The 24,849-nt window shown below is 49.2% G+C and carries 29 protein-coding genes; 28 read left to right on the top strand and 1 reads right to left on the bottom strand.

Going from position 1 to position 24,849, the window contains the following annotated elements:
• The 25 genes from NTY76_03590 (at position 1) to NTY76_03470 (ending at position 19,220) form a co-directional block, all read left to right on the top strand.
• Complete coding sequence (locus tag NTY76_03590; GenBank protein MCX5678174.1) at positions 1–1,824, top strand: proton-conducting transporter membrane subunit; 1,824 nt, start codon at positions 1–3, stop codon at positions 1,822–1,824.
• 16 nt (positions 1,825–1,840) lie between these two features.
• Positions 1,841–3,271: a proton-conducting transporter membrane subunit gene (locus NTY76_03585; protein ID MCX5678173.1), complete on the top strand. Its 1,431-nt coding sequence runs from the start codon at positions 1,841–1,843 to the stop codon at positions 3,269–3,271.
• On the top strand, positions 3,268–3,783 hold the full coding sequence (locus NTY76_03580) for a hypothetical protein (GenBank protein ID MCX5678172.1): 516 nt from the start codon (positions 3,268–3,270) through the stop codon (positions 3,781–3,783). Before NTY76_03585 ends, NTY76_03580 begins: the two co-directional genes overlap by 4 nt.
• Complete coding sequence (locus tag NTY76_03575) at positions 3,773–4,093, top strand: NADH-quinone oxidoreductase subunit K (GenBank protein ID MCX5678171.1); 321 nt, start codon at positions 3,773–3,775, stop codon at positions 4,091–4,093. Before NTY76_03580 ends, NTY76_03575 begins: the two co-directional genes overlap by 11 nt.
• Positions 4,094–4,429, top strand: a complete 336-nt coding sequence (locus NTY76_03570; protein MCX5678170.1) for a hypothetical protein — start codon at positions 4,094–4,096, stop codon at positions 4,427–4,429. It begins immediately after the preceding gene.
• A 1-nt stretch (position 4,430) separates the two neighbouring features.
• Positions 4,431–4,868 carry an NADH-quinone oxidoreductase subunit NuoB gene (gene nuoB / locus NTY76_03565; protein MCX5678169.1) on the top strand — a complete coding sequence of 146 codons (438 nt, stop codon included), beginning with the start codon at positions 4,431–4,433 and terminating at the stop codon, positions 4,866–4,868.
• A gap of 5 nt (positions 4,869–4,873) precedes the next feature.
• Positions 4,874–5,365, top strand: coding sequence for an NADH-quinone oxidoreductase subunit C (locus NTY76_03560; GenBank protein MCX5678168.1), 492 nt, complete (start codon positions 4,874–4,876; stop codon positions 5,363–5,365).
• Positions 5,365–6,597, top strand: coding sequence for a nickel-dependent hydrogenase large subunit (locus NTY76_03555; GenBank protein MCX5678167.1), 1,233 nt, complete (start codon positions 5,365–5,367; stop codon positions 6,595–6,597). The genes NTY76_03560 and NTY76_03555 overlap by 1 nt, the downstream gene beginning before the upstream one ends.
• Positions 6,588–7,529 carry an NADH-quinone oxidoreductase subunit H gene (locus tag NTY76_03550; protein MCX5678166.1) on the top strand — a complete coding sequence of 314 codons (942 nt, stop codon included), beginning with the start codon at positions 6,588–6,590 and terminating at the stop codon, positions 7,527–7,529. Before NTY76_03555 ends, NTY76_03550 begins: the two co-directional genes overlap by 10 nt.
• Positions 7,526–7,903 (top strand): 4Fe-4S binding protein, encoded by a 378-nt coding sequence (locus tag NTY76_03545; GenBank protein MCX5678165.1) that lies wholly within the window; start codon positions 7,526–7,528, stop codon positions 7,901–7,903. The genes NTY76_03550 and NTY76_03545 overlap by 4 nt, the downstream gene beginning before the upstream one ends.
• Positions 7,872–8,369 carry a hydrogenase maturation protease gene (locus NTY76_03540; protein MCX5678164.1) on the top strand — a complete coding sequence of 166 codons (498 nt, stop codon included), beginning with the start codon at positions 7,872–7,874 and terminating at the stop codon, positions 8,367–8,369. The genes NTY76_03545 and NTY76_03540 overlap by 32 nt, the downstream gene beginning before the upstream one ends.
• A complete protein-coding gene (locus tag NTY76_03535; protein MCX5678163.1) occupies positions 8,369–8,599 on the top strand; it encodes a hypothetical protein in 231 nt (76 codons plus the stop codon). The genes NTY76_03540 and NTY76_03535 overlap by 1 nt, the downstream gene beginning before the upstream one ends.
• Positions 8,599–8,946, top strand: coding sequence for a hypothetical protein (locus NTY76_03530; GenBank protein ID MCX5678162.1), 348 nt, complete (start codon positions 8,599–8,601; stop codon positions 8,944–8,946). Before NTY76_03535 ends, NTY76_03530 begins: the two co-directional genes overlap by 1 nt.
• Positions 8,928–9,701, top strand: a complete 774-nt coding sequence (gene atpB, locus NTY76_03525) for a F0F1 ATP synthase subunit A (protein ID MCX5678161.1) — start codon at positions 8,928–8,930, stop codon at positions 9,699–9,701. Before NTY76_03530 ends, atpB begins: the two co-directional genes overlap by 19 nt.
• 87 nt (positions 9,702–9,788) lie before the next feature.
• The gene (locus NTY76_03520; GenBank protein ID MCX5678160.1) at positions 9,789–10,019 is read left to right on the top strand and encodes an ATP synthase F0 subunit C; all 231 of its coding nucleotides are present in this window, start codon (positions 9,789–9,791) and stop codon (positions 10,017–10,019) included.
• An 11-nt stretch (positions 10,020–10,030) separates the two neighbouring features.
• Complete coding sequence (gene atpF / locus NTY76_03515; GenBank protein ID MCX5678159.1) at positions 10,031–10,525, top strand: F0F1 ATP synthase subunit B; 495 nt, start codon at positions 10,031–10,033, stop codon at positions 10,523–10,525.
• Complete coding sequence (gene atpH / locus NTY76_03510) at positions 10,522–11,070, top strand: ATP synthase F1 subunit delta (GenBank protein MCX5678158.1); 549 nt, start codon at positions 10,522–10,524, stop codon at positions 11,068–11,070. Before atpF ends, atpH begins: the two co-directional genes overlap by 4 nt.
• A gap of 1 nt (position 11,071) precedes the next feature.
• Positions 11,072–12,589, top strand: a complete 1,518-nt coding sequence (gene atpA / locus NTY76_03505; GenBank protein ID MCX5678157.1) for a F0F1 ATP synthase subunit alpha — start codon at positions 11,072–11,074, stop codon at positions 12,587–12,589.
• Positions 12,586–13,446: an ATP synthase F1 subunit gamma gene (gene atpG / locus NTY76_03500; protein ID MCX5678156.1), complete on the top strand. Its 861-nt coding sequence runs from the start codon at positions 12,586–12,588 to the stop codon at positions 13,444–13,446. The genes atpA and atpG overlap by 4 nt, the downstream gene beginning before the upstream one ends.
• 2 nt (positions 13,447–13,448) lie before the next feature.
• Positions 13,449–14,855: a F0F1 ATP synthase subunit beta gene (gene atpD / locus NTY76_03495; GenBank protein ID MCX5678155.1), complete on the top strand. Its 1,407-nt coding sequence runs from the start codon at positions 13,449–13,451 to the stop codon at positions 14,853–14,855.
• A gap of 5 nt (positions 14,856–14,860) precedes the next feature.
• The gene (locus NTY76_03490; GenBank protein ID MCX5678154.1) at positions 14,861–15,127 is read left to right on the top strand and encodes a F0F1 ATP synthase subunit epsilon; all 267 of its coding nucleotides are present in this window, start codon (positions 14,861–14,863) and stop codon (positions 15,125–15,127) included.
• A complete protein-coding gene (locus NTY76_03485; protein MCX5678153.1) occupies positions 15,124–15,561 on the top strand; it encodes a DUF296 domain-containing protein in 438 nt (145 codons plus the stop codon). The genes NTY76_03490 and NTY76_03485 overlap by 4 nt, the downstream gene beginning before the upstream one ends.
• Positions 15,562–16,212 (top strand): HAD family phosphatase, encoded by a 651-nt coding sequence (locus tag NTY76_03480; GenBank protein MCX5678152.1) that lies wholly within the window; start codon positions 15,562–15,564, stop codon positions 16,210–16,212.
• A complete protein-coding gene (locus NTY76_03475; protein ID MCX5678151.1) occupies positions 16,205–17,977 on the top strand; it encodes a YgiQ family radical SAM protein in 1,773 nt (590 codons plus the stop codon). Before NTY76_03480 ends, NTY76_03475 begins: the two co-directional genes overlap by 8 nt.
• Position 17,978: 1 nt before the next feature.
• Complete coding sequence (locus NTY76_03470) at positions 17,979–19,220, top strand: radical SAM protein (protein ID MCX5678150.1); 1,242 nt, start codon at positions 17,979–17,981, stop codon at positions 19,218–19,220.
• A 525-nt stretch (positions 19,221–19,745) separates the two neighbouring features.
• Here NTY76_03470 and NTY76_03465 read toward each other — a convergent pair.
• Positions 19,746–21,623, bottom strand: a complete 1,878-nt coding sequence (locus NTY76_03465; GenBank protein MCX5678149.1) for a DEAD/DEAH box helicase — start codon at positions 21,621–21,623, stop codon at positions 19,746–19,748.
• Positions 21,624–21,702: 79 nt separating this feature from the next.
• On the opposite strand from NTY76_03465, the gene NTY76_03460 reads away from it, so the two are divergent.
• Genes NTY76_03460 through NTY76_03450 form a run of 3 tightly spaced genes read left to right on the top strand, consistent with a single transcriptional unit; the run spans position 21,703 to position 24,846 of the window.
• On the top strand, positions 21,703–23,118 hold the full coding sequence (locus NTY76_03460) for an ATP-binding protein (GenBank protein ID MCX5678148.1): 1,416 nt from the start codon (positions 21,703–21,705) through the stop codon (positions 23,116–23,118).
• Positions 23,119–23,130: 12 nt separating this feature from the next.
• Positions 23,131–24,249, top strand: a complete 1,119-nt coding sequence (locus tag NTY76_03455) for an EAL domain-containing response regulator (protein MCX5678147.1) — start codon at positions 23,131–23,133, stop codon at positions 24,247–24,249.
• Between the two features lie 57 nt (positions 24,250–24,306).
• Complete coding sequence (locus NTY76_03450; protein ID MCX5678146.1) at positions 24,307–24,846, top strand: DUF3786 domain-containing protein; 540 nt, start codon at positions 24,307–24,309, stop codon at positions 24,844–24,846.
• Positions 24,847–24,849 lie beyond the last annotated feature (3 nt).

Genomic DNA, 24,849 nt, shown 5'->3' with positions numbered 1-24,849 from the left:
ATGATAGAAAAACTATCCCTATCCTTAATAATAATGCCGGCGCTGGCCGGGCTGGCGATAATCCTTTTCCAGCGTAAAATGAGATTGACCAGGGACCTGTTAACGCTTGCGGGGGCCGCAGCCAATCTTTTTATAGCGTTCTCACTCTTTAAAAGCAATGCTGCATTTTCGATGCCCTGGGCGGGTTTCGGCTTTGAATTCTCGTTTAGGCTCTACCACTTCAGCGCATTTACCATACTGGCATCGGCGGGATTTGGATTTCTTGTAATCCTGTATTCCATTGTCTTCATGCGCGAAAGGATCAATTCGAGCCTCTTTTTCGGACTTCTATTGATGTCATTGGCTCTCGTTAACGGAGCGGCGCTCTCAGATAATCTCATCATGCTGCTATTCTTCTGGGAGGGGCTTCTCATCACTCTGTGGGGAATGATAGCCATCGGCAATAAAGACGCTTTCAGGACTGCGACTAAAATGTTTATTATCATAGGAATAAGCGACCTTTGCATGATGGCTGGGATAGCGATATGCGGCCACATCGCGGGCACGCTCACTATCTCGAAGATAAGCATTGCTGCAAGCGGGTTCGGGGGGCTGGCATTCATACTGATGGTGACGGGAGCGATAGCTAAGGCAGGATCGATGCCGTTTCATACATGGATACCGGATGCCGCGATCGATGCGCCGCTGCCATTCATGGCGATATTCCCCGGAGCGCTCGAGAAATTATTGGGCATATACTTTTTGACAAGGATATCCCTGGACATCTTCAGGCTTACGCCTGATTCGTGGGCCAGCTTTGCGATGATGACCGTGGGCGCGATCACCATATTGGGAGCTGTAATGATGGCGCTGGTGCAGAAAGATTATAAGAGATTATTAGCTTACCACGCCGTAAGCCAGGTCGGTTATATGATACTCGGCATAGGCACTCTTGTGCCCATAGGTATAGTGGGCGGGCTATTTCACATGATAAATAACGCGTTGTATAAGAGCTGTCTGTTTCTTACCGGAGGTTCAGTCGAGAGGCAGGCCGGTACAACCGATCTAGAACAGCTGGGCGGGTTGGGGAAGATGATGCCGGTGACGTTCATCTGCTTCCTGATAACAGCGGCTTCGATATCCGGAGTGCCGCCGTTCAACGGGTTCTTCTCTAAAGAACTGATCTATGACGGCGCCCTTGAAAGAGGGATGATATTCTACGTTGCCGCAGCGCTTGGATCGTTCCTTACCGCGGCGTCTTTTTTGAAGCTCGGGCATGCAGCATTCATGGGCAAATCGAACAGGAATGACGTAAAAGAAGCGCCTCTTCCAATGCTCATCCCCATGGTAGTGATAGCGGCTTCATGCGTTCTATTCGGCGTATGGAATGCTCTGCCTATTAATAAATTGATTCAGCCCATATTGGGCGCAAGGCTTGAGGGCCACAATTTTGCGGGGTGGCCGGCAAACTCCACACTGGTGATGATTACGGTGATAACCCTGATAGCCGCTTTATTGAATCATCTATACGGCGTAAAGCGCACGGGAAGCTCCCTGAAAGCCGCGGACCATATCCATTACGCTCCGGGGCTTCGGACTATTTATGAGTACGCCGAAAAAGGCAGGCTCGATCCCTATAATATAGGGATGGGATCGGCCGGTATCTTCGCCGCCTGCTGCAGGACCTGCGACAGGGCGGTGGACTGGGTCTATAACGTCTTCACTCCTGCGGCGACCGGGGCGATAACGGGCGCGATACGAAATCTGCACGACGGAAGCTACAAGACGTATATAATATGGTCGATCGCGACCACCGCGATCATAGTCTTATTTTTATTAAAGTAAAGAGCGAGAAATAATAATGCCGTCACTACTTATTCTGATGCCGCTTATAGGGATAGTGATTCTCAATCTTCCTCTTAAAGACATAATGAGGAAATTTGCGTTCTGGTTCGCGCTTATCCTGTTCGTCTCGCAGATACTTCTTGCGATAAGCCACCATCCCATATTCTGGCGCAATGAGTTTAGCCATATCGACTCATTCTTCAAAGCGGATTACTCTTTGGATCAATTAAGTTTCATAATGCTCTTATGTATAGGAATAGTTTCGATATCCACGCTCCTGGTCGCGCGCAACACCATACATGACGAGAAAGAGCGTTTTAAATTCATAAATCTGCTCATAATAGCGTCTATCGGAATGAGCGGGATAGTGATAGTCAGGGATATTTTCTCGTTATATGTATTTCTTGAGGTGACCGCGATATCTACCTTCGTGCTTATAGCGTTCGAAAAAGATATATATGCTCTTGAAGGCGCTTTCAAATACCTGATCCTCTCCGCAGTCGCTACGATAATGATACTTACTTCGATAGCTCTTCTTTTTATGATCTCCGGCAGCACATCGTTTGCGGCGATCCGGGAAGCTCTGCTCCTGCCGAACAATAATATCGTGCTCGTTACGATCGGATTGCTGATATGCGGCCTTCTGATAAAAGGAGGGCTCGTGCCGTTCCATGCGTGGGTTCCGGATTCTTACAGTTCCGCGCCCGCGGCAGTCTCGGTGCTTCTTGGGGGTATCGTGACCAAGGTGGCAGGCATATACACATTGATAAGGGTCCTGACGGCCATATTAGGCTTTAGCCCTGCCCTGAAATCTACGCTACTACTAATAGGCACTTTATCCATACTTGTCGGAGCTTTTGCCGCTATGGGGCAAAACGATATGAAGAGAATGCTGGCTTATTCCAGCATAAGCCAGGTGGGTTATATAGTGGTAGGTTTCGGCACGGGGACGTTCCTGGGAATAGCGGGAGCGATATTTCACCTGTTTAATCACTCGATATTCAAATCTCTTCTTTTCGTGAATTCCGCTGCCGTTGAGACAAGGCTCGGAACGACAGACATGGATAAGATGGGAGGGTTATCTTCAAAGATGCCTATAACCGGCGCGACTTCGGTCATAGGGCTATTATCGGCGGCAGGCATACCGCCTCTATCCGGATTCTGGTCAAAGCTGATGATAATCATAGCTCTCTGGCAGTCCGGCAGCCATGCCTATTCAGTGATAGCGATAATGGCGGGCGTTATTACACTGGCATACCTATTGGTTATGCAGAGGAGGGCCTTTTTCGGTAAATTGGCGAAGGAAAACGAGCATCTGAAAGAGGCCAGGCCCGGCATAGCAACGGCGTCGATTATACTCGCGGCGATACTAGTCGCCTCAGGCATCTTTTTTCCGTTTGTCTTTAATACCTTCATCGCACCCCTACAGGAGTTGATAACGAAATGATGACTTCTTATATATCTATAGACTCAGGCCTTCTTGTGATAATGATCGTGGCCGCACTATGGACGGTGATGGGCAGAAGCTTATTGAAGGCCGCTATAGGGCTTGCAGTTACGAGTGCTGTTATAACTATACTCATGTTCAGGCTGAATTCGCCGCTGGCCGCTGTGTTTGAGCTCTCCGTCTGCACGGGCCTGATAACGGTCGTATTCGTCAGCACAATAAGCCTGACGAAACCGCTAACGAATAAGGAGATAGTGGAATCTTCCAAGGAGAGGAATAAGAGGTTCGGATACCTTCCCATATTGATGATCATAACGAGTATAGTTCTCACTCTGATAAAGATAAAGAGCAATATCACCGTGCCGCCCGTGACGGAAGGCGCGCTGAAAGACGTGAGATACGTAATGTGGAATATGCGACAGTTGGATATGATCGGGCAGATAATCGTGGTCATCATAGGCGCGCTCGGGGTGGTAATACTATTTGAGGAGAGAAGAAGAGATGAGTGGTGAGTCCTGGCATGTTTTCTTAATGTTCGGCTTTTTCATCGTACTGACTTTCGTCTGCGGGCTCTATTGCATACTCGTGACGCGCAACCTGATACGGACCATAATAGGGCTCGAGCTATTGATAAAAGCGGTGACACTGCTGGTGATAGTGGCCGGCTACATAACAGGGCGCACGGCTGTAACTCAGGCCATGGTGATAACTATAATAGTGATAGAGGTTGTGGTCGCCGCGATAGCCAGCGGCATAGCTCTGCGGGTATTCAGATCCAATGACTCGCTCGACGTAAGGGAATTAAAGAGGCTGAAGGGATAAATGATGAATAAGCTATTATTGACTCCTCCGATATGTTTCGTTACGGTGCTTTTAATGACCACTATCTTCTCCGGAGTCCTATCCAGGCTTTCGCTAAAATCGAAAAACCCTCCGGAAGATATAGGGACATCGTATGCCTGCGGAGAAGACGTTAAGACCCATTTGATGCAGCCCGATTATAGCCAATTTTTTCCGTTTGCGTTTCTTTTCACGGTACTGCACGTGGTGGCGTTGACCATAGCGACTATACCTATCGAGACGACGAACTCCTTTGCCATCGCGGTAATATATCTGGCGGGGGCGACGGCGGGACTTACGATACTGCTCAGGAGATAATATGGAGCTGATCAAGAAAATAGTAACCTGGTCGAGGATTAAGTCGCCGTGGATAATCCATTTTAATACGGGGGCCTGTAACGCCTGTGATATCGAGATAGTCGCCGCCCTTACGCCGCGTTACGATGTAGAACGTTTCGGGGTGCAGTTGAAAGGCGCTCCGAAACACGCCGATGTGCTGGTCTGCTCCGGCCCCGTAACGAAACAGACAAAAGACAGACTTAAAAGGATATATGACCAGATGGCTGAGCCGAAATTTGTAGTGGCAGTGGGAAGCTGTTCCTGCTCAGGCGGAGTCTTCGACGGATGCTATTGCGTAGAATCGGGAATAGACCAGGTCATTCCGGTATCCGCATACATACCCGGATGCCCGGCCAGCCCTAAGGCGATAATAGACGGCGTTGTAAAGTTATTGGCCAGCCTGGAAGAGAAAAAGTAAAATTTATGACTAAAGAAGAAAATATAGTTCAGGAGCTCCTAAAGAAATTTCCGTTTCTCAAGGATAAGGCTAAGGTGCAGCGGGTGAGGAGGGTCGTCGCCGAGACCCCTGCGGAGGGTTTCGAGGAAGTCTTTGTGTATGCCAAAGAGGATCTCAAATTCTCTATCCTGTGCACGATAACCGGCCTCGATGAAGGCCAGGCGCTTGGCTTCATATATCATATGGCCCGCACTGACGGGATAACTTTCAGCCTGAAATTCTCTGTGCCGAAAGATAAACCCGTGATCAAGTCCGTCTTTAAATATTTTCCGAATTCCGATATTTACGAAAGAGAGGTCATGGACCTTTTAGGAGCCGAGGTAGAAGGGCTCACAAAAGGCAATCGCTATCCGCTTCCGGATGATTGGCCTAAAGATGAGCACCCGCTGAGGAAAGACTGGAAGCCAAAAGGCACCGCCGCATCCGGTGCGTTACCAGATGAGGAGGAAAAAATATAATGCGTAAAGTCGTAATACCGATAGGCCCCCAGCATCCGGCGCTGAAAGAGCCCGAGAGCTTCAGCGTCACTTTGGCGGGCGAGAGGATAATGGCGTTCAGCGCCCGGCTCGGATATAATCATCGCGGCATAGAGAAAGCGTGTGAAGCCAGAACGTACCTACAGGATATCTATCTTATCGAACGTATATGCGGTATATGCTCGCACACACACGCTACATGCTTCGCCCAGGCCGTCGAAGAGATAGCCGGACTGGAGACTCCGCGCAGGGCCCTTTACATCCGCTCGATAATAGGCGAATTGGAGAGAATACACAGCCATCTCTTGTGGCTCGGCGTCGCCGGCCATGAGGTAGGATTTGATACTCTCCTGATGTATACATGGCGCGACCGCGAAGTGGTAATGGACATCCTTGCGGAACTGACCGGTAATCGCGTCAATTACGGCATGAATGTGATAGGGGGCGTAAAGCGCGATCTTAGCCCCGAGCACATAGAACACATCTTAAAGGCCATGGATATTCTGGAAGAGAGAACAAAGTATTACATCCAGGTAGCAAAAGAAGAGACCACTTTAATTCAGAGGCTGTCGGGAGTAGGAATGCTCTCGCGCGAGGACGCGTTATCTCTCGGAGCTGTCGGGCCTACCGCGCGAGCTTCAAATGTAGCCAGAGACACGAGACGCGACGACCCTTATGCGGCTTACGCAGAACTGGATTTCAAGATCGTTACGGATGACCATAATGACGTATACGGCCGGACGCTCGTTAGGATGGGTGAGCTGATGGAGTCATATCGCCTGATCCGCACGGCCTTAAAAAATATACCGGACGGCCCTATAGCGATAAAGTCTCCGCGCAAGATACCCGCCGGAGAAGCCTTCAGCCGTTACGAGGCCCCCAGAGGCGAGGACGTCCACTATGTGAAGGCCAATGGCACCGATAAGCCCGAAAGAGTAAAAGTGAGGGCTCCGACCCTGGCGAACATTCAGACGGTAGCGAAGATGCTTGAGGACAGGCAGCTTGCGGATCTTCCTATAGTGATCGCGGCGATAGACCCGTGCTTTTCATGCACTGACAGGCTTATCACTGTCAAAGATCTTAATAAGAGGTCACCCCACATCGTAAAGTGGGAAGAGCTGCGTTTACACGGCATAGAATGGCACCGTTCGAACGGTATCGACTTCTCGAAACTTAACAAGAAATTCGCTCAAGAGGCTATAAGATGTTATTAGACCTGTTCAATATTGTCATATTTCCCGGCTTTTTGTTTCTCGGCACAGCCGGGCTGGCCGCGGAATTTATCGACCGCAAATTATATGCCAGACTGCAAAACAGAGTCGGGCCGCCATGGTTCCAGCCATGGGCCGACTTTATAAAGCTCGTCTCGAAAGAATCTATAATACCGGCGGAAGCTAACCCCAGGATGTTTAAAGCGATGCCTATATTCGCGTTAACAGCCACTATCACAGCTTCGTTCTATATACCTCTCTGGCATACGCAGGCGCTTTACTCGTTTAACGGGGACCTGATAGTGACAATATATCTGCTGACGATACCGACCCTTACATACTTTCTGGGCGGATGGTATTCAACCTCATTATATTCTAAGATCGGCGCCATCAGGTCGCTCACGCAGCTTTTCGCGTATGAAGTACCGTTATTAATGTGCATACTGGCGCCGGCCATGCTTGCCAATACCTGGTCACTCAGCGAAATGGCGCTCTTCTACAGCAGTCACCACTGGTACTGGCTCTTTAACCTGATAGGGTTTGTCATATCGATAATCGCGTTATTGGGAAAACTGGAAAAGGTGCCGTTCGACACGCCCGAAGCCGAGACGGAGATCGTCGGAGGTACCTTCACCGAATACAGCGGCAGGCTATTGGCGCTCTTCAGGCTTTCCATCAATGTGGAGACGATCGTAGGCGCGTCGCTTGTCGCGGCCGTCTATCTGCCGTTCGGATTCGGGCTTCCGGCAGTACTCGGGTTTCCCGTATATATAGCCAAACTATTATTTATAATAGCGATCATGTCGCTCGCGCGCACAGTCTTCGCGCGCTTCAGAATGGACCAGATGGTGGAATTCTGCTGGAAATACGTATCGCCGTTCGCATTCCTCCAGATGCTCATATGCCTCATCATGAAAGGGGTGCTCACGAAATGATCAGGCCCGGAAAGATGGTAAAACAGGTGCTTGAGTCCCTTTTCAAGAAACCGGCGACGTCGCAATACCCTTTCAAGAAGAGCGCAATGCCGGATCGCTACAGGGGAAAGATAATCTTCCACCCGGAATTATGCATAGGCTGCAAGATGTGCGTCAGGGATTGCCCGTCAAATGCCATAACCATCAATAAAGTCGGGGATAAGAAATTTGAAGCGGAGTTCAATCTCGCAAAATGCATATATTGCGCTCAGTGCGTAGACTCCTGCATGAAAAAAGCGCTGGAATCCACTAAAGAGTTCGAGCTCGCCGTTCTCGATAAGAAAAAACTGAAAGTGATATTCGGTGCGGACATTAAGGAAGACGTTAAAAAATAGATTTCATAACGCCGAAAAAATTGCCGTCCTCGGCATAGGTTCTGATCTCAGGGCCGACGACGTTTCCGGTATGCTCGCCGCCCGCAGCCTGAAAGATAAATTATCCAAACGAAAAGCCCGCGTCCCCGTAAAAATATTCTTCGGAGAAACAGCGCCTGAAAACCTCACCGGTGAGATCAAAAAATTTAAGCCCTCGCACCTTATAATGATCGATACTATAGATGCCGGAAAGAGAGCCGGATCGATCTATCTCTTCAAACCCGAAGACGTAGGAGGCGGCGCATCTTTTTCGACCCACAAGATGCCCGCGAAGATACTGATAGATTACCTTGTGAATTCATGCGGATGTCAGGCTACCGTAATAGGCATTCAGCCAAAAAGGATCGATTTCGGCAAGGCCGTATCCAAAAGCGTAGAGACGGCGGCGGAGAAAGTTGCCGTCATATTGGCAGAGACTATTGCCTAATGAAGAGCGAAGAGCTGTATAGATGGGTGAGGACAGCAGGGCTCTTGGCGGTCATTCCCATAATTCTGGCAGGCGGGCCGCTTGGCGGATATCTTATAGCTGATCTATTGATAAAAAAATTTACTTTGCCTGGCTACACAGCAGTTATTTGTGTTATACTGGGTTTCATAGCAAGCGTCCAGGAGACCATCAGAATAATAAAGATCGCCCTCAGGACCAAGGAGCGGTAATGAATGATATCGTAAGAAGCGTCAGGAAGACCGCATACCTGACGGGCGCCGCCGCAGGGGCCATGCTGCTTTTCCGGAACGAAATCGATTGGGCGGCAGGCTTAATGGCGGGCATACTATGGTGCGTTATAAACTACTCGCTAACAGTGAGCCTCTTTGAGATGGCGCTTCTGCAGAAAGAACCAAAAAGAATAACCAGGGCGCTTATAATAAAGTTCCCGGTATTGTATATTGGGGGATTCTTCATCTTAAAATATAAACTCTTTCCGGTAATGAGCCTTTTAACCGGGATAGGGCTTACGCTATTAATTATAGGAATTATGAATATATGGCCGAAGCGAGCGTAGCAAGCCACGAGCTTCCGAATATCGTAACTATTATCTCGGAGCATTTTAAAGATATCCCGGTACTGAGAAACCTGTCCCATTACGAGAATGTCATCTTCTCTTTGATAGTTATAGCCGCCATTTCGCTGATTACTATAGTCGCGTCCCGGCGCCTCAGGATGATCCCCGGAAGGCTGCAGTCGGCGTTCGAAATGTTCGTAGGAGGATTTGACTCATTCATATGCGGCATACTCGGGCCCAAGGGAAGGCGTTTTACGCCTTTCATAGGGACTCTCTTCATATACATACTATCCATGAACCTCATAAGCCTCGTGCCTTTCATGAAAGCGCCCACATCGAACTGGTCCGTAACTCTTGCGCTCGCGTTATGCGTATTCGTCTATCTGCAGTACACCACATTGAAGGAGCTCGGGTTATTGGGATTCGTCGACCATCTTATGGGGAAACCCAGGGGAATACTGGCGGCATCGGTGGTCATACCATTACTGATGCTATTTCTGCATATCATCTCAGAACTTGTAAGGCCCATAAGCCTATCGCTCAGGCTCCGGTCCAATATATGGGGCGATGACATGCTGCTCGCGGTGCTCGCGGGCTTCGGCCTTAAAGGGGTACCGCTCTTATTATTCAATATGTTCATTGCCGCCCTTGCCGCGGTCGTGCAGGCCTCGGTATTCTGTCTTTTGACGACAATATATTTTGCGTTAGCATTAACCCGCGAAGAAAAGGCCGATATCAGAGATATCGGCACTTAGCCTACAATAAGGCTGAATAAACTAGGCCGATATCAGGGATATCGGCACTTGGCATACAGTACGGCTGAATAAACAAGGAGGTAGGAGATGGATTATAAGACGATGTTATCGTTCGGCCTTCCCATAGGTCTGGGGATAGCCGCTTTCGGCTCGGCTATAGCGCTGGGCAGGGCGGTAGCGGCAGCGATGGAGGCGACGGGCAGGCAACCGGAAGCGTCGATGAAGATATTGATAAATATGGCTACCGGCTGCGCGTTCATTGAGGCCATAACGATCTATGCGCTTGTCTTCGCTTTTAGCCTGGCAGGGAAAATTTAAGGAAATACTGAATGGGCCTGCTGAAACTTCTCAACACAAATGAGCTGGTCGCCCAGATAATATGCTTTCTGATACTGCTTGTAATAATGCGGAGCTTTCTGTGGAAGAAGTTCCTCGGCATTATCGACAAGAGGCGGGAGACTGTCTCGTCCGAGTTTAAGAGGATCGAAGAGGCCAAAGAGACTCTTTCGCGGATTAAAGGAGAGTACGAAAAGAAGCTTGCCGATATAGACGATGAAGCTAAGGCGAAGATACGGGAGGCGGTGGACCAGGGCCGCGTACTTGCCGAAGAATTGAAAGCCAAGGCTGAGCTGGACTCGGAAAAGATCATTGATAAGGCAAAATCTAATATCAAGGACGAAGTCGCGAAAGCCAGAGAAGAGCTTAAGGATGACATCGTGGACCTGACCATACGGGTGGCCGAGAAGGTCATTCAGGAGAAGCTTTCCGAGGAAAGCGACAGGCGGCTGGTCGAAGATTTTCTTAAGGGGATCGAGAAAAAGTGATCAGGGAAGAGATAGTGTCAAAGAGGTACGCAAACGCATTTTTAGCATACGCTAAAGAGACGATCGGTTTCGTGCAGGGCCTGGATGAGCTGCATAGGGCAAAGCGCATTATGCGCGACAACCCGAACCTTAAAGAGTTTCTCGAGAGTCCCGCGATAACAAACTCCGAAAAGGATGAAGTCGTCAACGCTGTATTTAAAAATGAATTTAATGATGAGCTGATACACTTTCTCAAACTGCTTATCGAAGCCAAACGCATCGATCTATTCGTCGACATAGCGGAATATACGCGCATACATTACGCTCACGGCGCTGAAGCCGACACGCTCCTTAAGACAAGCTATCCGCTTGAGACGAATACGCTCCATAGGATAAAAAACGCTCTTGAGCAGCGCATAAGCAGGAAGATCCATCTATATATTCAGCTTGACGCAGACCTGGTCGGCGGCGCGTATGCGCAAATAGGAAATTTAATAATAGACGGGTCCGTCAAAAAACGCCTGGAAGATATGAAAAAAAAGCTCGACGTACTGAAGGTGGTATGATATGCATCTGCAGCCGCATGAAGTAACAGCCATAATTAAGAAAGAATTAGAGAAATACCGAACCAGGCTCAGGGTCGAATCGGTCGGAACGGTCCTGCAGGTCGGTGACGGGATAGCCCTCGTGTACGGGTTAGATGATGTCATGGTGGGCGAGCTTGTCACGTTTAAAGACGGCACCGAAGGGATAGTCTTCAATCTGGAGGAGGATAGCGTAGGCATAGTCATACTGGGAGATGAAAAAGAGATACGGGAAGGCGAGATCGTAAAGCGGACGGGGAAGATCGCTCAGGTGCCGGTAGGAGAAGCCCTTTTAGGAAGGGTCGTTAGCGCACTCGGACATCCGAGAGACGGCAAAGGACCCATCGCCACGAATAGACACCGGCCCGTCGAGGCAAGGTCGCCGGGCGTCATAGACCGGCAGCCTGTCACCCAGCCGCTCTATACAGGCATAAAAGCTATCGATTCAATGATCCCCATAGGCCGCGGACAACGTGAACTCATAATCGCGGACCGCCAGACAGGCAAGACAGCTATCGCGATCGATACGATAATCAACCAGAAGGGTAAAGGCGTTTACTGCATCTATGTAGCTATCGGGCAGAAGATGTCGAGCATAGTATCCGTCTCGGAGACGCTTAAGCAGTATGGCGCAATGGAGCATACGATTATCGTAAGCGCTTCATCGCGCGCATCGGCCTCACTGCAGTATCTGGCCCCTTATTCAGCCTGCGCCATGGCGGAAGAGTTCATGCATTTAGGGAAAGACGTACTGGTCATATATGACGATCTCTCAAAACACGCGCAGGCCTACAGACAGCTTTCGCTCCTATTGAGAAGGCCTCCGGGCAGGGAAGCATACCCGGGAGATATCTTCTATCTGCATTCGAGGCTACTGGAGCGCGCGGCAAAGCTGAGCGACAAGCTCGGGGGAGGGTCCATCACCGCGCTTCCGATAATAGAGACGCAAGCGGGAGACATAACGAGTTACATACCGACGAACGTCATATCTATCACCGACGGCCAGATATATCTCGAAACCGACCTGTTCTATGCAGGCGTACGCCCTGCGATCAATGTGGGCTTATCGGTCTCGCGGGTAGGCGGTAACGCCCAGGAGAAGGCCATGAAGCAGGTAGCCGGAAGGTTGAGGCTGGACCTGGCGCAGTACAGGGAGCTTATCGCTTTCTCCCAGTTTGGGTCGGAGCTCGATAAGACCACGCAGGCACAGCTGCATCGCGGAGAGCGAATGGTCGAGATATTGAAACAGGGGCAATACGATACGCTCGGGCTGGGGAAACAGGTAATGATTATTTATGCCGCGACAAATGGATTTCTGGACGATTTGAAGATATCTGTGATCCGAAAATTTGAGATTGAATTCTATAAATATATCGATTCGACTCATCCGGATATAGAGCGCGAGATCGAAGCGAAGAGGGTTCTTGATGATCCGCTGAAGGAAAAACTTAATAAAGCCATAGAATCATTCAAAACCGGATTCAGGAATACCATTAAATGATACCAGCGCATAATTTACGGCAGATAAAGGTCAGGATAAAGTCGATCGGGAATACCCGTAAGATAACAAGGGCCATGGAGATGGTCTCCGCGTCAAAATTAAGCAAAGTGAAGACATCGTTTTTTTTCACAAAACCGTATCTCGCCAGTCTCGAGAATATGCTATATGATCTCTTGTCCGATTCGCCGGGGTTAAAAAATATTTTGCTTGAAAAAAAGGCGCACATAAAAAGTTCGGCCCTGTGCGTCGTGACATCGGATACGGGGCTATGCGGCGCGTACAATGATAACGTGATAAAATATGCCGAACGATTTTTAAAAGACCTCGACTCTCCCACCGTAAGCATAGTAGCGGTTGGCAGGGAAGGATACGACTATTTTCAAAAAAATGGATTCCGCATGGCGCATTCATATCTTGGCCTTTACGGACGATACTCTTCAAAACTCTCCGATGAGATCGCGAAGGATCTGATAAATATGTTCGTAAAAGGCGAAACCGACGAAGTATATGTCGTATATTCGCATTTTAAAGCTTCACTGCGCCACGCGCCAATGGCAGAGAAGCTGCTCAATATAGAATCTCCGGAGAGACCAAGAAGCTACTATACTTTTGAGCCTTCGGCAAAATCTATACTTAATTCGATGATCCCGAAATATGTAACCTATAAGATGCGCGAGATATTGCTGGAAGCGTTCACATCCGAGCATTCGGCCCGTATGCTGGCAATGAAAACAGCGACGGATAATGCGGACGATCTCACCGAACAGCTGACGCTTGCGCGTAATAAAGCAAGGCAGTTTGCTATCACAAAGGAAGTGCTGGAGATAGCGGCATCCGCCGAGGCACTGAAAGGGTAGTTATGGCAGAGGGCGAGATAATACAGGTTATAGGACCGGTGGTAGATATACGTTTTCCGGAGATGGAAACGCCCGAGATCTTTAGCGCGGTAAAGATTGAAGATCCGGAAAGGAAGATAGCTCTGACTCTCGAAGTGGAACAATTGATAGGGAACAATACCGCCCGCTGTATCTCTATGGGCCCCACCGATGGGCTGGTGCGCGGCATGAAGGCAAGGAGCCTCGGGGTGCCTATAAAGGTACCGATAGGAGAACAGACGCTCGGCAGAGTCTTTAATCTTCTGGGAGAAACTATAGACGGCCTGGGGCCCATACCGCATCCTGAAAAGTGCAACAGCATACACAGAGAACCGCCTTCATTTCAGGAACAGCTCCCTGTTTCCGCAATGCTTGAAACAGGGATAAAGGTAATCGACCTCCTCGCGCCTTATCCCAGAGGAGGAAAGATAGGTCTCTTCGGCGGAGCGGGCGTGGGCAAGACCGTAATAGTTATGGAACTTATACGGACTATCGCCAGCGAACATTCGGGCGTGTCCGTCTTCGGAGGAATAGGGGAACGCACAAGGGAAGGGAACGATCTCTGGCTTGAACTTAGCAGGTCGGGCGTATTAAAGAAGACCGCCCTCGTATTCGGAGAGATGAGTGAGCCACCCGGCGCACGCTTCAGGGTAGGCCTCTCAGCCCTGACGATCGCCGAGCATTTCCGGGATGAAGAAGGCATGGATGTTCTGCTTTTCATTGATAATATCTACAGATATGTGCAAGCGGGTTCGGAGGTATCAACGCTCCTCGGAAGGATGCCGTCCGCCGTAGGTTACCAGCCAAGCCTCGCTACGGAGATGGCGCAACTTCAGGAGCGCATAGTATCCACAAAACGCGGATCGATAACCTCGGTGCAAGCGGTATATGTGCCGGCCGACGATATCACGGACCCGGCGCCGGCTACCACATTCTCGCACCTCGACGCGAAGATGGTGCTCTCTCGCCAGATATCGGAGCTCGGAATATACCCGGCGGTGGACCCGCTCGACTCAACATCCAAGATACTGGAACCCAGGATAGTCGGGGAAGAGCACTATAACACAGCGCTCAACGTGCAGAAAGTATTGCAGAGGTATAAAGACCTCCGCGATATCATAGCGATCCTTGGCATTGACGAACTCTCGGACGAGGACAAATTGCTGGTGTCCCGCGCAAGGAAGATCCAAAAATTCTTCTCCCAGCCCTTCTTCGTAGCGGAGGCTTACACAGGCATAAAAGGGAAATATGTAAAGCTCACCGATACCATACACGGTTTTAGGATGATACTTGAAGGCAAGCTCGACGACCTGCCGGAACAGGCATTCTATATGGTAGGCGCGATCGAGGAAGCGATAGAGAAGGCCTCAAAGCTGAAGAACGGAAACTAGTCATCGTGCCAAAGTTATTTCACCTGACTATCCTATCGAGCGATAAAAAGATATTCGAGGGCGACCTGCAGTCGCTGGTCGCTCCGGGAGAGATCGGCTATCTGGGAATACTGGCCGACCATGCCCCCCTGATGACAACTCTCCTCCCCGGAAAGATAACTCTGAAAGACGCCTCCGGAAAGACAACGGCTTTAGACTCGAAGACCAACGGATTTCTCGAGATCATAAAGAATAGAGCTACTATATTGTTAGACCAGGAGCACAGGACATGAAATATACTAAAGGCTCCATAGGCAGAATATTTTTGATAAAATTCAACGACGACGATGTGCTGTTAGACGAGCTTGATAAGCTCGCCAGAAAAGAGAAGATAAGGGCCGCTACGCTCGTATTTATAGGCGCCCTGAAAAAAGGCGATCTCGTGACCGGGCCCAAAAAACCCGTTATACCACCTGAGCCTAACTGGGTCGGATTTAAAGATGCCTGGGAGGTTATGGGTATCGGCACCATATATACTAACTCAAAGGGCCCGCAAATACATCTGCATGCCTCGATGGGCAAAAAGCTCAAGACCCTCACCGGATGTGTCCGCAAAAAATCCAAAGTATTCCTGGTTATAGAGGCGGTGGTATTTGAACTAAAAGGGGTAAGGGCGACTAAAGAGATCGACCCCGGGACCGGGCTCTCCCTGCTAAAAATATTATAGATGAAGTATAAGCTGATAATATTCGATATCGACGGCACCATAACCCGTCACATCAGCTCGTGGCGCTATATCCATGAGAAACTCCGCCTCTGGTCAAATCGCGCGTTCCGTTATCAGGAAGACTTCTTCGCCGGTAAGATATCCTACAGAAAATTCTGCGAACTTGACGCCGCCCATTGGAAGGGAATGCGTATCAGAAAGATACGCTCGATATTCAGAAGCGTGCGTTACTCGAAGAACGCTGCGCGCTCGATAACTAAATTAAAAAGACAGGGATTCAAGTTAGCCGCTGTATCCACCGGCCTGCAATTCATGACGGAACGGGTAAGATCTGAGCTGAAATTCGATTATGCCATATCAAACCTACTCTCCTCACGGAACGGTTTACTGACCGGCGGCGTGAAGATAAACCTCGAACACGGCGCGAAACATACGGCGCTGGCGGAAATTTACAAAAAGTTCAAGGTGAAACCGCACGAGGTAATAAGCGTGGGTGATACCGAAGGCGATATACCGCTTGCCAGAAATTCCGGTTTCTTTATCGCCTTCAACTGCTCAAGCGCTAAGCTGAAAAGAATAGCTGATTATACCTGTAAGACCAAAGACTTTAATGAAGTCTATAAAAAAATAATGGCTATTACATATGAGTGATTTTTTACCGATGACGAAAGAGGAGATGTCCGCGCTAGGGTGGAGCTATCTCGACATAATAATAGTGACCGGTGATGCCTACGTCGATCACCCGTCTTATGGAGGGGCCGTCATCGGAAGGGTCCTTGAATCTGAAGGATATAAGGTCGGTATAATAGCCCAGCCCGACCTGAAGAACCCAGACTCCCTAAAGAGGATGGGCCGGCCGCGATTATTTTTTGGCGTCACTGCGGGCAACCTGGACTCGATGATCGCCAATTATACCGCTAACAAGAAATTTAGAAGCGAGGATGAGTATTCGCCCGGAGGTAAGACAGATCTGCGTCCTGACCGCGCAACGCTTATATACACGAACAAGATACGCCAGGCTTTTGGTAATATACCGATCGTCATCGGCGGTATCGAGGCAAGCATGCGCAGGCTCGCTCACTATGACTACTGGTCGGATACCCTCCGCAGGTCGATACTGCTTGATTCCAAGGCAGATATCCTTGTATACGGGATGGGCGAAGTACAGATAGCCGAAATAGCGAGACGCCTGCGGGATGGTGAAAGGATAAAAGATCTGAACGACATACGCGGAACGGTCATCGTCAGGAATTCGATAGATAATTTTAACGATGCCGTATCGATACCTTCATTTGAAGAGGCAAGCTACAGTAAAGATAAATTCAATGAAGCCTTCCGGCTCGCATATATGGAGCAGGATCCTCTGCGGGGCCGCACGATAATACAGCGCCATGCCGCTCGCTTCGTGATCCAGCTCCCATGCGCGAAACCGTTATCCACAAAAGAGATGGACAGAATATACAAACTGCCGTTCGCAAGATCGCCGCATCCCAGTTATAAGAAGGCTGGCGGAGTGCCGGGTTTCGAAACGGTAAAATATTCGATCATATCGCACAGGGGGTGCCCCGGAGAGTGCAGCTTCTGTTCTCTCTACGCCCATCAGGGCAGGATCATCCAGAGCCGAAGCGCTGAATCCATACTAAAAGAAATAAAAACCCTGGCATCTCAGCCCGATTTTAACGGCACTATCACCGACATAGGAGGAGCGACCGCAAATCTTTATGAGGCGCATTGCGATCTATGGAAAAATAAAGGCGCCTGCAAGGACCGCAGATGCCTTTTCCCGGCAAAATGCAAGAACCTTAAACTCGGCTATTCTAAGATGATAGAACTCTGGAAACACGCAGGCTCGATCGAGCGCGTCAAACATATATTTGTCGGGAGCGGCGTCCGATATGATCTGCTGAACGATAACGAATCCGACGAATACCTGAGAGAGCTGTGCGCTCACCATGTCAGCGGGCAGTTGAAAGTCGCGCCCGAGCACGGCCAGGCGCATGTGCTCGACCTTATGCGAAAGCCGCGCTTTAGCGTATATGAACATTTCGTCCAGCGCTTCGATGCTGTTAACAAAAAACTTAATAAGAAACAATTTCTCGTGAATTATATCATAGTAGGGCATCCCGGAGCCAGACTGGAAGATTCCCTGAATCTTTCGCTTGAATTAAAAAAGATGCATGTCTATCCGGAACAGATCCAGGATTTTATTCCGCTTCCGATGACCGCATCAGGAGCAATGTTCTACACCGGAAAAGACCCATTTACCCGGCAGGACGTATATGTGGCGAAAAACCTTCGCGAGAAGAAGCTCCAGCGCGCGCTCATACAATTCAAGAATCCCGGCAATAAAAGATATGTTATCGAGGCACTCAAGTCACTCGGCAAGATGAACATTATTAAGGAATTCTATAGCTGATATGCCTAGACTGCTCGTATCGGACATAAAAGGGAATATCTCTTTTGACACACACCTGAAAGCGGCAGGTATGAAAGGCGGACTCATATTCAGGTTAGAATGCCTCGATCTCATAAAACTGCCCCCGGCGTCCAGGCTCTTCATTCTGCCATCAAGGTCCGCTATAGGTTACGATGCCGCAACAGGCAGGTTTATAGTTATAGAAGGAGCGTTTGCGGTTGCGGTTTTCCTGGCGAGCGGATATACCGCAACCTACTCGGCCGCCTATACCCCGATTGGCAATCCTAAACAGCTCCCATTATTTGCATATGCCGCGGCTTGTATGTATAAAAACGAACTATATGCCGCTGCTATCCATATAGACAAAGACAGGCGGCATGATTGCCGCTATATAGATATGGCGCTTGTACGAAAGGGGATTGTAAAATTAGCGAAGCTCTTCCCTAAAAACAGGCTCATAGAGCATCTTAAGGCCTGCGCTCTCATTTACGGGTGCCCTAATGCGCAGAATTTTTTCTTAGGCAGATATGAAGCGCCACTGCCAACATCTCCATCCTGTAACGCCTCGTGCACAGGGTGTATATCATTCCAGCCGGACAAAAAATGTCCTGCATCGCAGCCGAGAATAAAATTTGTTCCGACAGCTGAAGAAGTCAGCCAGATAGCATTGTTTCATATCGAAAACGTAAAGCGGCCCATAGTGAGTTTCGGGCAAGGGTGCGAGGGAGAGCCGCTTCTTCAGGATAAGCTCATAGAGAAATCGATAATGCTCATCCGGAAAAACACTGAAGGCGGCACCATACATATGAACTCCAATGGCTCGAGACCCGAAGCGCTCGCCAGATTATTGGACGCAGGCCTCGATAGCGTCCGGATCAGCTTAAATAGCGCGAGAGAAGCCTATTACGCAAAATATTACAGGCCGAGGGGGTACGAGCTTAAGGACGTAATGGAGTCTATAAAAATAGTGAAAGAGAAGAAAGCATTCGTCTCTATTAACTATTTAACGATGCCGGGTTTCACCGATACAAAAGATGAATTTATGGCCTTCGGAAACCTGGCTTCCAGATACAAGATAGATATGGTCCAGTGGCGCAACCTCAATTATGACCCGATGCGGTATTTCGAAGAGCTTGAAGCATGGCCGAAGAGCTCAGAACTACTGGGTATAAAAACTGTAATCGACTCACTACGCAAAGAATTTCCCCACCTCAGAATGGGCTACTTCAACCCCTCGCTATAGCGAAAATATCCTCGTTACGCAGTATGTTTTTACGGGGCCTGCCGTACCTCATGTCTTTATTCGCGGCGATGAATTATTTTCGCCGTGCGCTGCGGTTTACGTATCGCGAATATGTGTAGTGGTTCACGCACCTTCATATTCGCTCAACGTAAAGTTATTCTCTTGCTAGGCGGCCTTGCGCACCCACTGTCATGTCATACTCTGGCGAAAAAATTCAATTCGCCGCTTCATAAAGCCATGAGGTGCGTCAGCCGGTAAGAACCTCTGCCTGCTGCGATATTTTCGTCTCCGCTCACTGTCCCAATCTCACTCTCTACTCATCCTTCCAGTAAATTTTTCGGCTAATAGTCAGATGGCGGAACTTTCGGGCGATGCTGAAGCGACTTTATAAAATTTCGATACCTATAGGCGGTACAGGCTTCATCATCGAAATTTTATCAACAGCGAGCGAGGAAGCCTATTCCGAGCGAGCGGCAAGCGGAAGCATTGCCCGAAAGTAAACGCCGGACTGAGAGGCCGAAAAATCTACCCTTCGCGGAGCTGCTTCTCCGCGTCGATGACATCGCGGCTTATGTAGTGGAGGGCCTTGGTGATCCTTGATTTCAAATCGGGCGATATGGGAGCGTCTTTGATCTCCCTCAATACCTGCACCGCCATCCTGAAATAGCGGATGAGCTCGCCCTCGTCGGTATCCGTGAACTGCAGGATCTTCTGGAAAGCCATGCCATTCAGCCAACACTCCATGGCCTTGGCGAGATGGAAATACGGCATCTTGCTGAAAGGATAGATCTTCGCGCGCGTCTCCTTGCGCCTCGTCTCAAAGTAGATCTGCTCGCTTATCTTCTTTACTTCTATCGTGCTTTTAGATAAACCCGTAGGGAACTGCTGGTTCTTCCTGGGCTCGAAGACGGCCGAAACCGCGATGACGCCCAGGGATATCTCGTCCAGCTCTTCGAACACGCCCTGGCCGTAAAGCTCCGCCAATAGCAGCTCATATCCGTAAACCGCTTTAGCGAATTGCCCCTTCATCGTAAGAGCACCCTCACTGATGCATCCGAACTCCTTCAATAGCTTAAGCTTCGCACCCATAAGCCTGGTCGCCTCGGCCTGCTGATGCGGTTTCGTCTGGAAAAAATGCAGCGATAGGGGGTATATCTTAAAAAGGTCTTCCTGGTATTTATCGTAAAGGTTCAGTATAGTGGCGTAAGAAGCGTTGAACTGGCTCTTCACATCCTCCGGCTTACCGTAAATTATGCTGCGTACCTCGTCAATCCTCGTGCGCCCGAGATTTATGCGGGTGTAAACGAACCCTTCGGAGTCGATGCCGCGCCTGCCTGCGCGGCCGGCCATCTGATAGAAATCGCGCGTCTTGAGGTTTCTGATGTAAGTGCCGTAGAACTTTCTTACCTCATCGAATATCACCGAACGGCTGGGCATATTTATGCCGAGGGCGAAGGTCTCGGTAGTGAATATCACTTTCAGGAGGCGGCTCGTAAAGAGCCGTTCGATGACCTCCTTCAGCGTGGGAAGCATTCCCGCATGATGGAACGCGATGCCGCGCTCGATGAGCGGCTGCATCCTGACAGCGCTCTTCTCATTCTTGAGGTCAAACCTCTCCAGGAGGCTATCATACATATTCGTAATCTCGGCCTGTTCGTGCTCCGTAAGAAAGTTGAAATTATAAAGCTCGTCTGCCAGATACTCGGCGCGCTTTCTTCCGAATACGAAATATATGCAGGGCAGCTCATCCTGTTCGCGGACATGTTTTATCAGCGCGTTCGTCGTATTGACTTTGTAGCTCCTGGCGCGGCGTATATTATTCAGGTTATCGAAAACCTGGTTATGGCACTGATAGAAAAAATGGAGGGGGACCGGGCGCTTGTTTTCGATCACAACCTTCACCGTCTTTTTATGTATAGATTCGATCCACTGCGCGAACTGCCCGATATTAGGTATCGTCGCCGAAAGGGCCAGGATATTCATATGCGCCGGTAAAAATATCAGGGACTCTTCCCAGACCGTGCCGCGCTCGGGATTGTCTATATAGTGCACTTCGTCAAAGATTATCCAGGAATACTTTTTAAGATCCTCCGGCTTGTCGAGGACCTTATTACGGAATATCTCGGTCGTCATTATAAGGACCGGAGCATCCGCGTTAATGGAGACATCTCCGGTCAATATTCCTATCGTATCCTGATATTTCTTCTGAAAATCGCGGTACTTCTGGTTGGATAGAGCCTTTATCGGGGCCGTATATATTACGCCCCGGCGCTCTAGAATACAGGTTTCTATAACATGTTCGGCGATCGCCGTCTTTCCCGCGCCTGTCGGAGCGGAGACTATTACCGAATGGCCTTCGTTGATCCAGCGGATCGCCTCTTCCTGAAATCTATCGTATATCATTGAATCATTATAATCTAACGCAATGATTTATCCAATAAAATTAATGGTTCCGCTTTCAATGATATAGTATAATGTATCCATGGCAGCTGAAACTGAAGGACTTACCGGAATGCATTTCGTTTACCTTGGCATACTGGCGGCCATATTAGCCTTCCTATGGTCGAAATATTTTAGGTCTCTAAAGACGATCGATAAAAATCCGGAGCCCACGCCCAACGAATGGACCAGTCCCGTCATAAGTCCTAAAATACACGGTAAAATTGACGGGCCATTCGATCCTCACGACCTAAGCGAACGCGCTGCCTTAACGCTGACCAAGCTGAGGCACAGCGGCTTCGCCAAAGAGACCGATACTATACTGGAAGAGGTGAGTAAGAAGTTCAACGATATAATAAAAGAAAAAAATATCCAATACGGAGAGGTCGATCAAAAATACAAACAGACGCTTGTCGAGAAGAAACAGATAGACTCAATTGTAAGGAGCGTCGCCGAAGGCCTGGTGGTCCTCAACGACCGCGGCGAGGTCATCATGATGAATCCGGCGGCTGAGAAATTGCTCGATGTCGACAAGGCGGACCAGATGGGAAAACCGGTGCGGGGGATGATAAAGAAGTCCCAGCTTATGTCGTTGGCGACCCGCGAGGCAGGGAGCGAAGAGACGGAGATAGAGATGGAAGCCACCAGCGAGGACACGAAGAAGGTCCTCAGGGCCTCAAACGCCGTAATCGAAAATGAAAACGGGCAGACCATCGGCATGGTCTCGGTCTTTACGGATGTCACCAAGCAGAAAGAGCTGGACGCTATGAAGTCGCAATTTGTCTCGAACATATCGCATGAGCTTAGGACCCCGCTCATCGCCATCCGGAATTCGGTGGAGATAATGCTCGCCAAAAAATCCGGGCCGCTTACAGAGGAACAGAATAAGTTTTTGTCGATCGCCGAAAATAACTTAAAGAGGCTGGGCCTCCTGATAGACGACCTGCTCGATCTCTCGAAAGTGGAAGCGAAAAAAGCGGAATTGCACCCGGAACCATCGGACATAGAACAGGTGATCGATGAAACCTGCGACTCTCTTGAGGCATGGGCCGGCACAAAAGAGATAGCTATATCAAGAAATGTGCAGCGCAATATTCGTAAGGTGTCCATAGACCGGAAACGGATTACGCAGGTGCTTACCAACCTTATCGGCAACGCCATTAAATTTACTCCAAACAAGGGCACCATAACGATCAGCGTAAACATAACTCAGGCCGAGGGGAAGGATATGCTGATCGTAAGCGTGGCCGATACCGGCGCGGGGATAGCGAAAGAGGATATCCCGAAACTATTCAATAAATTTCAGCAACTCGGAAGCGGGGGATCACTGCATCATGTCAGCGGCACAGGGCTAGGGCTATACATTTCCAAGGAGATGATAAACCTTCACGGAGGAACCATCTGGGCCAAGAGCGAGCTCAATAAAGGTTCCACGTTTATTTTTAAGATCCCGGTATAAAAAGGGTTTAAGATGAAAGAGGCGAAGACTATTTTAATGATAGACGACGAGGTAGATTTCCTGTCGACCACTCAATTTTTGCTTGAGAGCTCCAATTTTAAGGTCATCACCGCCTCAACCCCCCATGAAGGGCTGCGCAAAGCCCTCCTCAAACCAGACCTTATTCTTCTCGATATCAATATGCCGGAGATGGACGGGCTTACGGTGTGCAAGCGCCTGAAGGAGAATAAGGCCACCGAGGATATCCCGATAATCATGCTTACACTAAACACCACCACACTGGAGAAGGTGACGGCTTTTGATTTCGGCGTAGCCGATTACATGGGCAAGCAGTTTCCGTTCGAGGAGATGCTGGTCAGGATACAGGCAGTGCTCAAAACGAAGTCGCCGGAGAAAGCCAGGGAATCCGTCGAAGAAAAGAACAGGAAGATATCAGATTTACGGGATATCGTTCAAAGAAAGAATCTGCAGATACTATTTCAGCCGATAGTTCTTCTTAAGACCGGGGTCCCGATCGGTTACGAAGCCCTGGCGCGCGGACCAAAAGGAACGCTATTTGAAAATCCGGCAGATCTGTTTACTTTCGCCACAGACGTCAACATGTTCAACGAGCTGGATTCCATTTGCAGAGATATATCTATAGAGAGGGCGGTATTCCTTAAAAGCGGAGAGATCCTGTTTTTAAATATCGATCCCGCCATAACAGGCACTCCGCACTTCAAAAAACTGAAGTTTCTGAACAATTCTAAAATAGCCCCGAGCCAGATATGCCTTGAAATCACCGAAAGGACCTTTGTAAAAAACTTCCCGATGCTTTCGATGAACTTAAAAGAGGTGAGATCCGAAGGCGTGAGGGTTGCCATAGATGATATCGGCGAAGGATACTCCAGCCTGAACGCCATCGCGGAATTAAGGCCGGAATTTATCAAGATAGATATAAATATAATCCGGAACATGGAAACGGACAGCGTAAAACAGAACCTTGTCCGCCTGGTGGCGGATCTGGCCAGAAATACTAATAGCCGCCTCATAGGCGAAGGAATAGAAACAAAGAAGGAATGCGACACGCTCCTGTCGCTGGGCGTCGAATATGGGCAGGGGTACCATTTCAGCAAGCCTTTCTGCGTTTGAAATTGTCAGATATCGGGCCTTTATGGTAAAATTCTATTCATGAGCTATCAGCAGGCGATGGAAAAAGCATGGGAAGGCGTTCGCGCCCTGACGAGCAAAGAGCGTTTTTCCATCAAATTTCTTTCGGATGTTTATGAGATCCATATAACCGAAAAACGCGTCACCTTCACGCCCGGTAACGTAGTCGCTAAAGATTACGTTACCATAATACTGCTTCATTACCTTGCCAGAAAACTGGCCTTTGGCAAGCTCCCTGAACTATCGGGCGAGTGGGTCGACTTCAATGAGCTCGAAGGCGGTGAGGGTTACTATCCGGCATTTAAAAAACGCACTATCGACCCCATAATAAAGAAATACGGAGCGGATCCCGAGGCGCTATTGGCCGCTGCCGGACGAATGAACGCGAAAAGAGTTGAGCTCGGAGACGTAAGCGTAATAATCTATCCGTTCGACGAGGCCGCGATACTCATAAAAATGTCAAAAGCGGACGAAGAGTTTCCTTCCGACGCCAGTATATTGTTCGATAAGAATATTTCCGGGATATTATGCACGGAGGATATTGTAGTCTTAACGGAATTAATAGTCCACAAACTATAGGGG

It is taken from the genome of Candidatus Omnitrophota bacterium (assembly GCA_026387175.1).
Taxonomy (GTDB): Bacteria; Omnitrophota; Gorgyraeia; order 2-01-FULL-45-10; family 2-01-FULL-45-10; genus CAIMPC01.
This window is presented reverse-complemented; position numbering and strand designations above follow the sequence as displayed.

Coding starts and splice junctions, on each gene's coding strand:
- atpG (MCX5678156.1), top strand. CDS start 12,586: ATGATACCAGCGCATAATTTACGGCAGATAAAGGTCAGGATAAAGTCG.
- atpF (MCX5678159.1), top strand. CDS start 10,031: ATGGGCCTGCTGAAACTTCTCAACACAAATGAGCTGGTCGCCCAGATA.
- NTY76_03530 (MCX5678162.1), top strand. CDS start 8,599: ATGAATGATATCGTAAGAAGCGTCAGGAAGACCGCATACCTGACGGGC.
- NTY76_03555 (MCX5678167.1), top strand. CDS start 5,365: ATGCGTAAAGTCGTAATACCGATAGGCCCCCAGCATCCGGCGCTGAAA.
- NTY76_03560 (MCX5678168.1), top strand. CDS start 4,874: ATGACTAAAGAAGAAAATATAGTTCAGGAGCTCCTAAAGAAATTTCCG.
- NTY76_03550 (MCX5678166.1), top strand. CDS start 6,588: ATGTTATTAGACCTGTTCAATATTGTCATATTTCCCGGCTTTTTGTTT.
- NTY76_03580 (MCX5678172.1), top strand. CDS start 3,268: ATGATGACTTCTTATATATCTATAGACTCAGGCCTTCTTGTGATAATG.
- NTY76_03470 (MCX5678150.1), top strand. CDS start 17,979: ATGCCTAGACTGCTCGTATCGGACATAAAAGGGAATATCTCTTTTGAC.
- NTY76_03520 (MCX5678160.1), top strand. CDS start 9,789: ATGGATTATAAGACGATGTTATCGTTCGGCCTTCCCATAGGTCTGGGG.
- atpB (MCX5678161.1), top strand. CDS start 8,928: ATGGCCGAAGCGAGCGTAGCAAGCCACGAGCTTCCGAATATCGTAACT.
- NTY76_03460 (MCX5678148.1), top strand. CDS start 21,703: ATGGCAGCTGAAACTGAAGGACTTACCGGAATGCATTTCGTTTACCTT.
- NTY76_03485 (MCX5678153.1), top strand. CDS start 15,124: ATGAAATATACTAAAGGCTCCATAGGCAGAATATTTTTGATAAAATTC.
- NTY76_03570 (MCX5678170.1), top strand. CDS start 4,094: ATGATGAATAAGCTATTATTGACTCCTCCGATATGTTTCGTTACGGTG.
- nuoB (MCX5678169.1), top strand. CDS start 4,431: ATGGAGCTGATCAAGAAAATAGTAACCTGGTCGAGGATTAAGTCGCCG.
- NTY76_03575 (MCX5678171.1), top strand. CDS start 3,773: ATGAGTGGTGAGTCCTGGCATGTTTTCTTAATGTTCGGCTTTTTCATC.
- NTY76_03590 (MCX5678174.1), top strand. CDS start 1: ATGATAGAAAAACTATCCCTATCCTTAATAATAATGCCGGCGCTGGCC.
- NTY76_03585 (MCX5678173.1), top strand. CDS start 1,841: ATGCCGTCACTACTTATTCTGATGCCGCTTATAGGGATAGTGATTCTC.
- atpA (MCX5678157.1), top strand. CDS start 11,072: ATGCATCTGCAGCCGCATGAAGTAACAGCCATAATTAAGAAAGAATTA.
- NTY76_03480 (MCX5678152.1), top strand. CDS start 15,562: ATGAAGTATAAGCTGATAATATTCGATATCGACGGCACCATAACCCGT.
- NTY76_03455 (MCX5678147.1), top strand. CDS start 23,131: ATGAAAGAGGCGAAGACTATTTTAATGATAGACGACGAGGTAGATTTC.
- NTY76_03450 (MCX5678146.1), top strand. CDS start 24,307: ATGGAAAAAGCATGGGAAGGCGTTCGCGCCCTGACGAGCAAAGAGCGT.
- atpD (MCX5678155.1), top strand. CDS start 13,449: ATGGCAGAGGGCGAGATAATACAGGTTATAGGACCGGTGGTAGATATA.
- NTY76_03535 (MCX5678163.1), top strand. CDS start 8,369: ATGAAGAGCGAAGAGCTGTATAGATGGGTGAGGACAGCAGGGCTCTTG.
- NTY76_03545 (MCX5678165.1), top strand. CDS start 7,526: ATGATCAGGCCCGGAAAGATGGTAAAACAGGTGCTTGAGTCCCTTTTC.
- NTY76_03475 (MCX5678151.1), top strand. CDS start 16,205: ATGAGTGATTTTTTACCGATGACGAAAGAGGAGATGTCCGCGCTAGGG.
- NTY76_03465 (MCX5678149.1), bottom strand. CDS start 21,623: ATGATATACGATAGATTTCAGGAAGAGGCGATCCGCTGGATCAACGAA.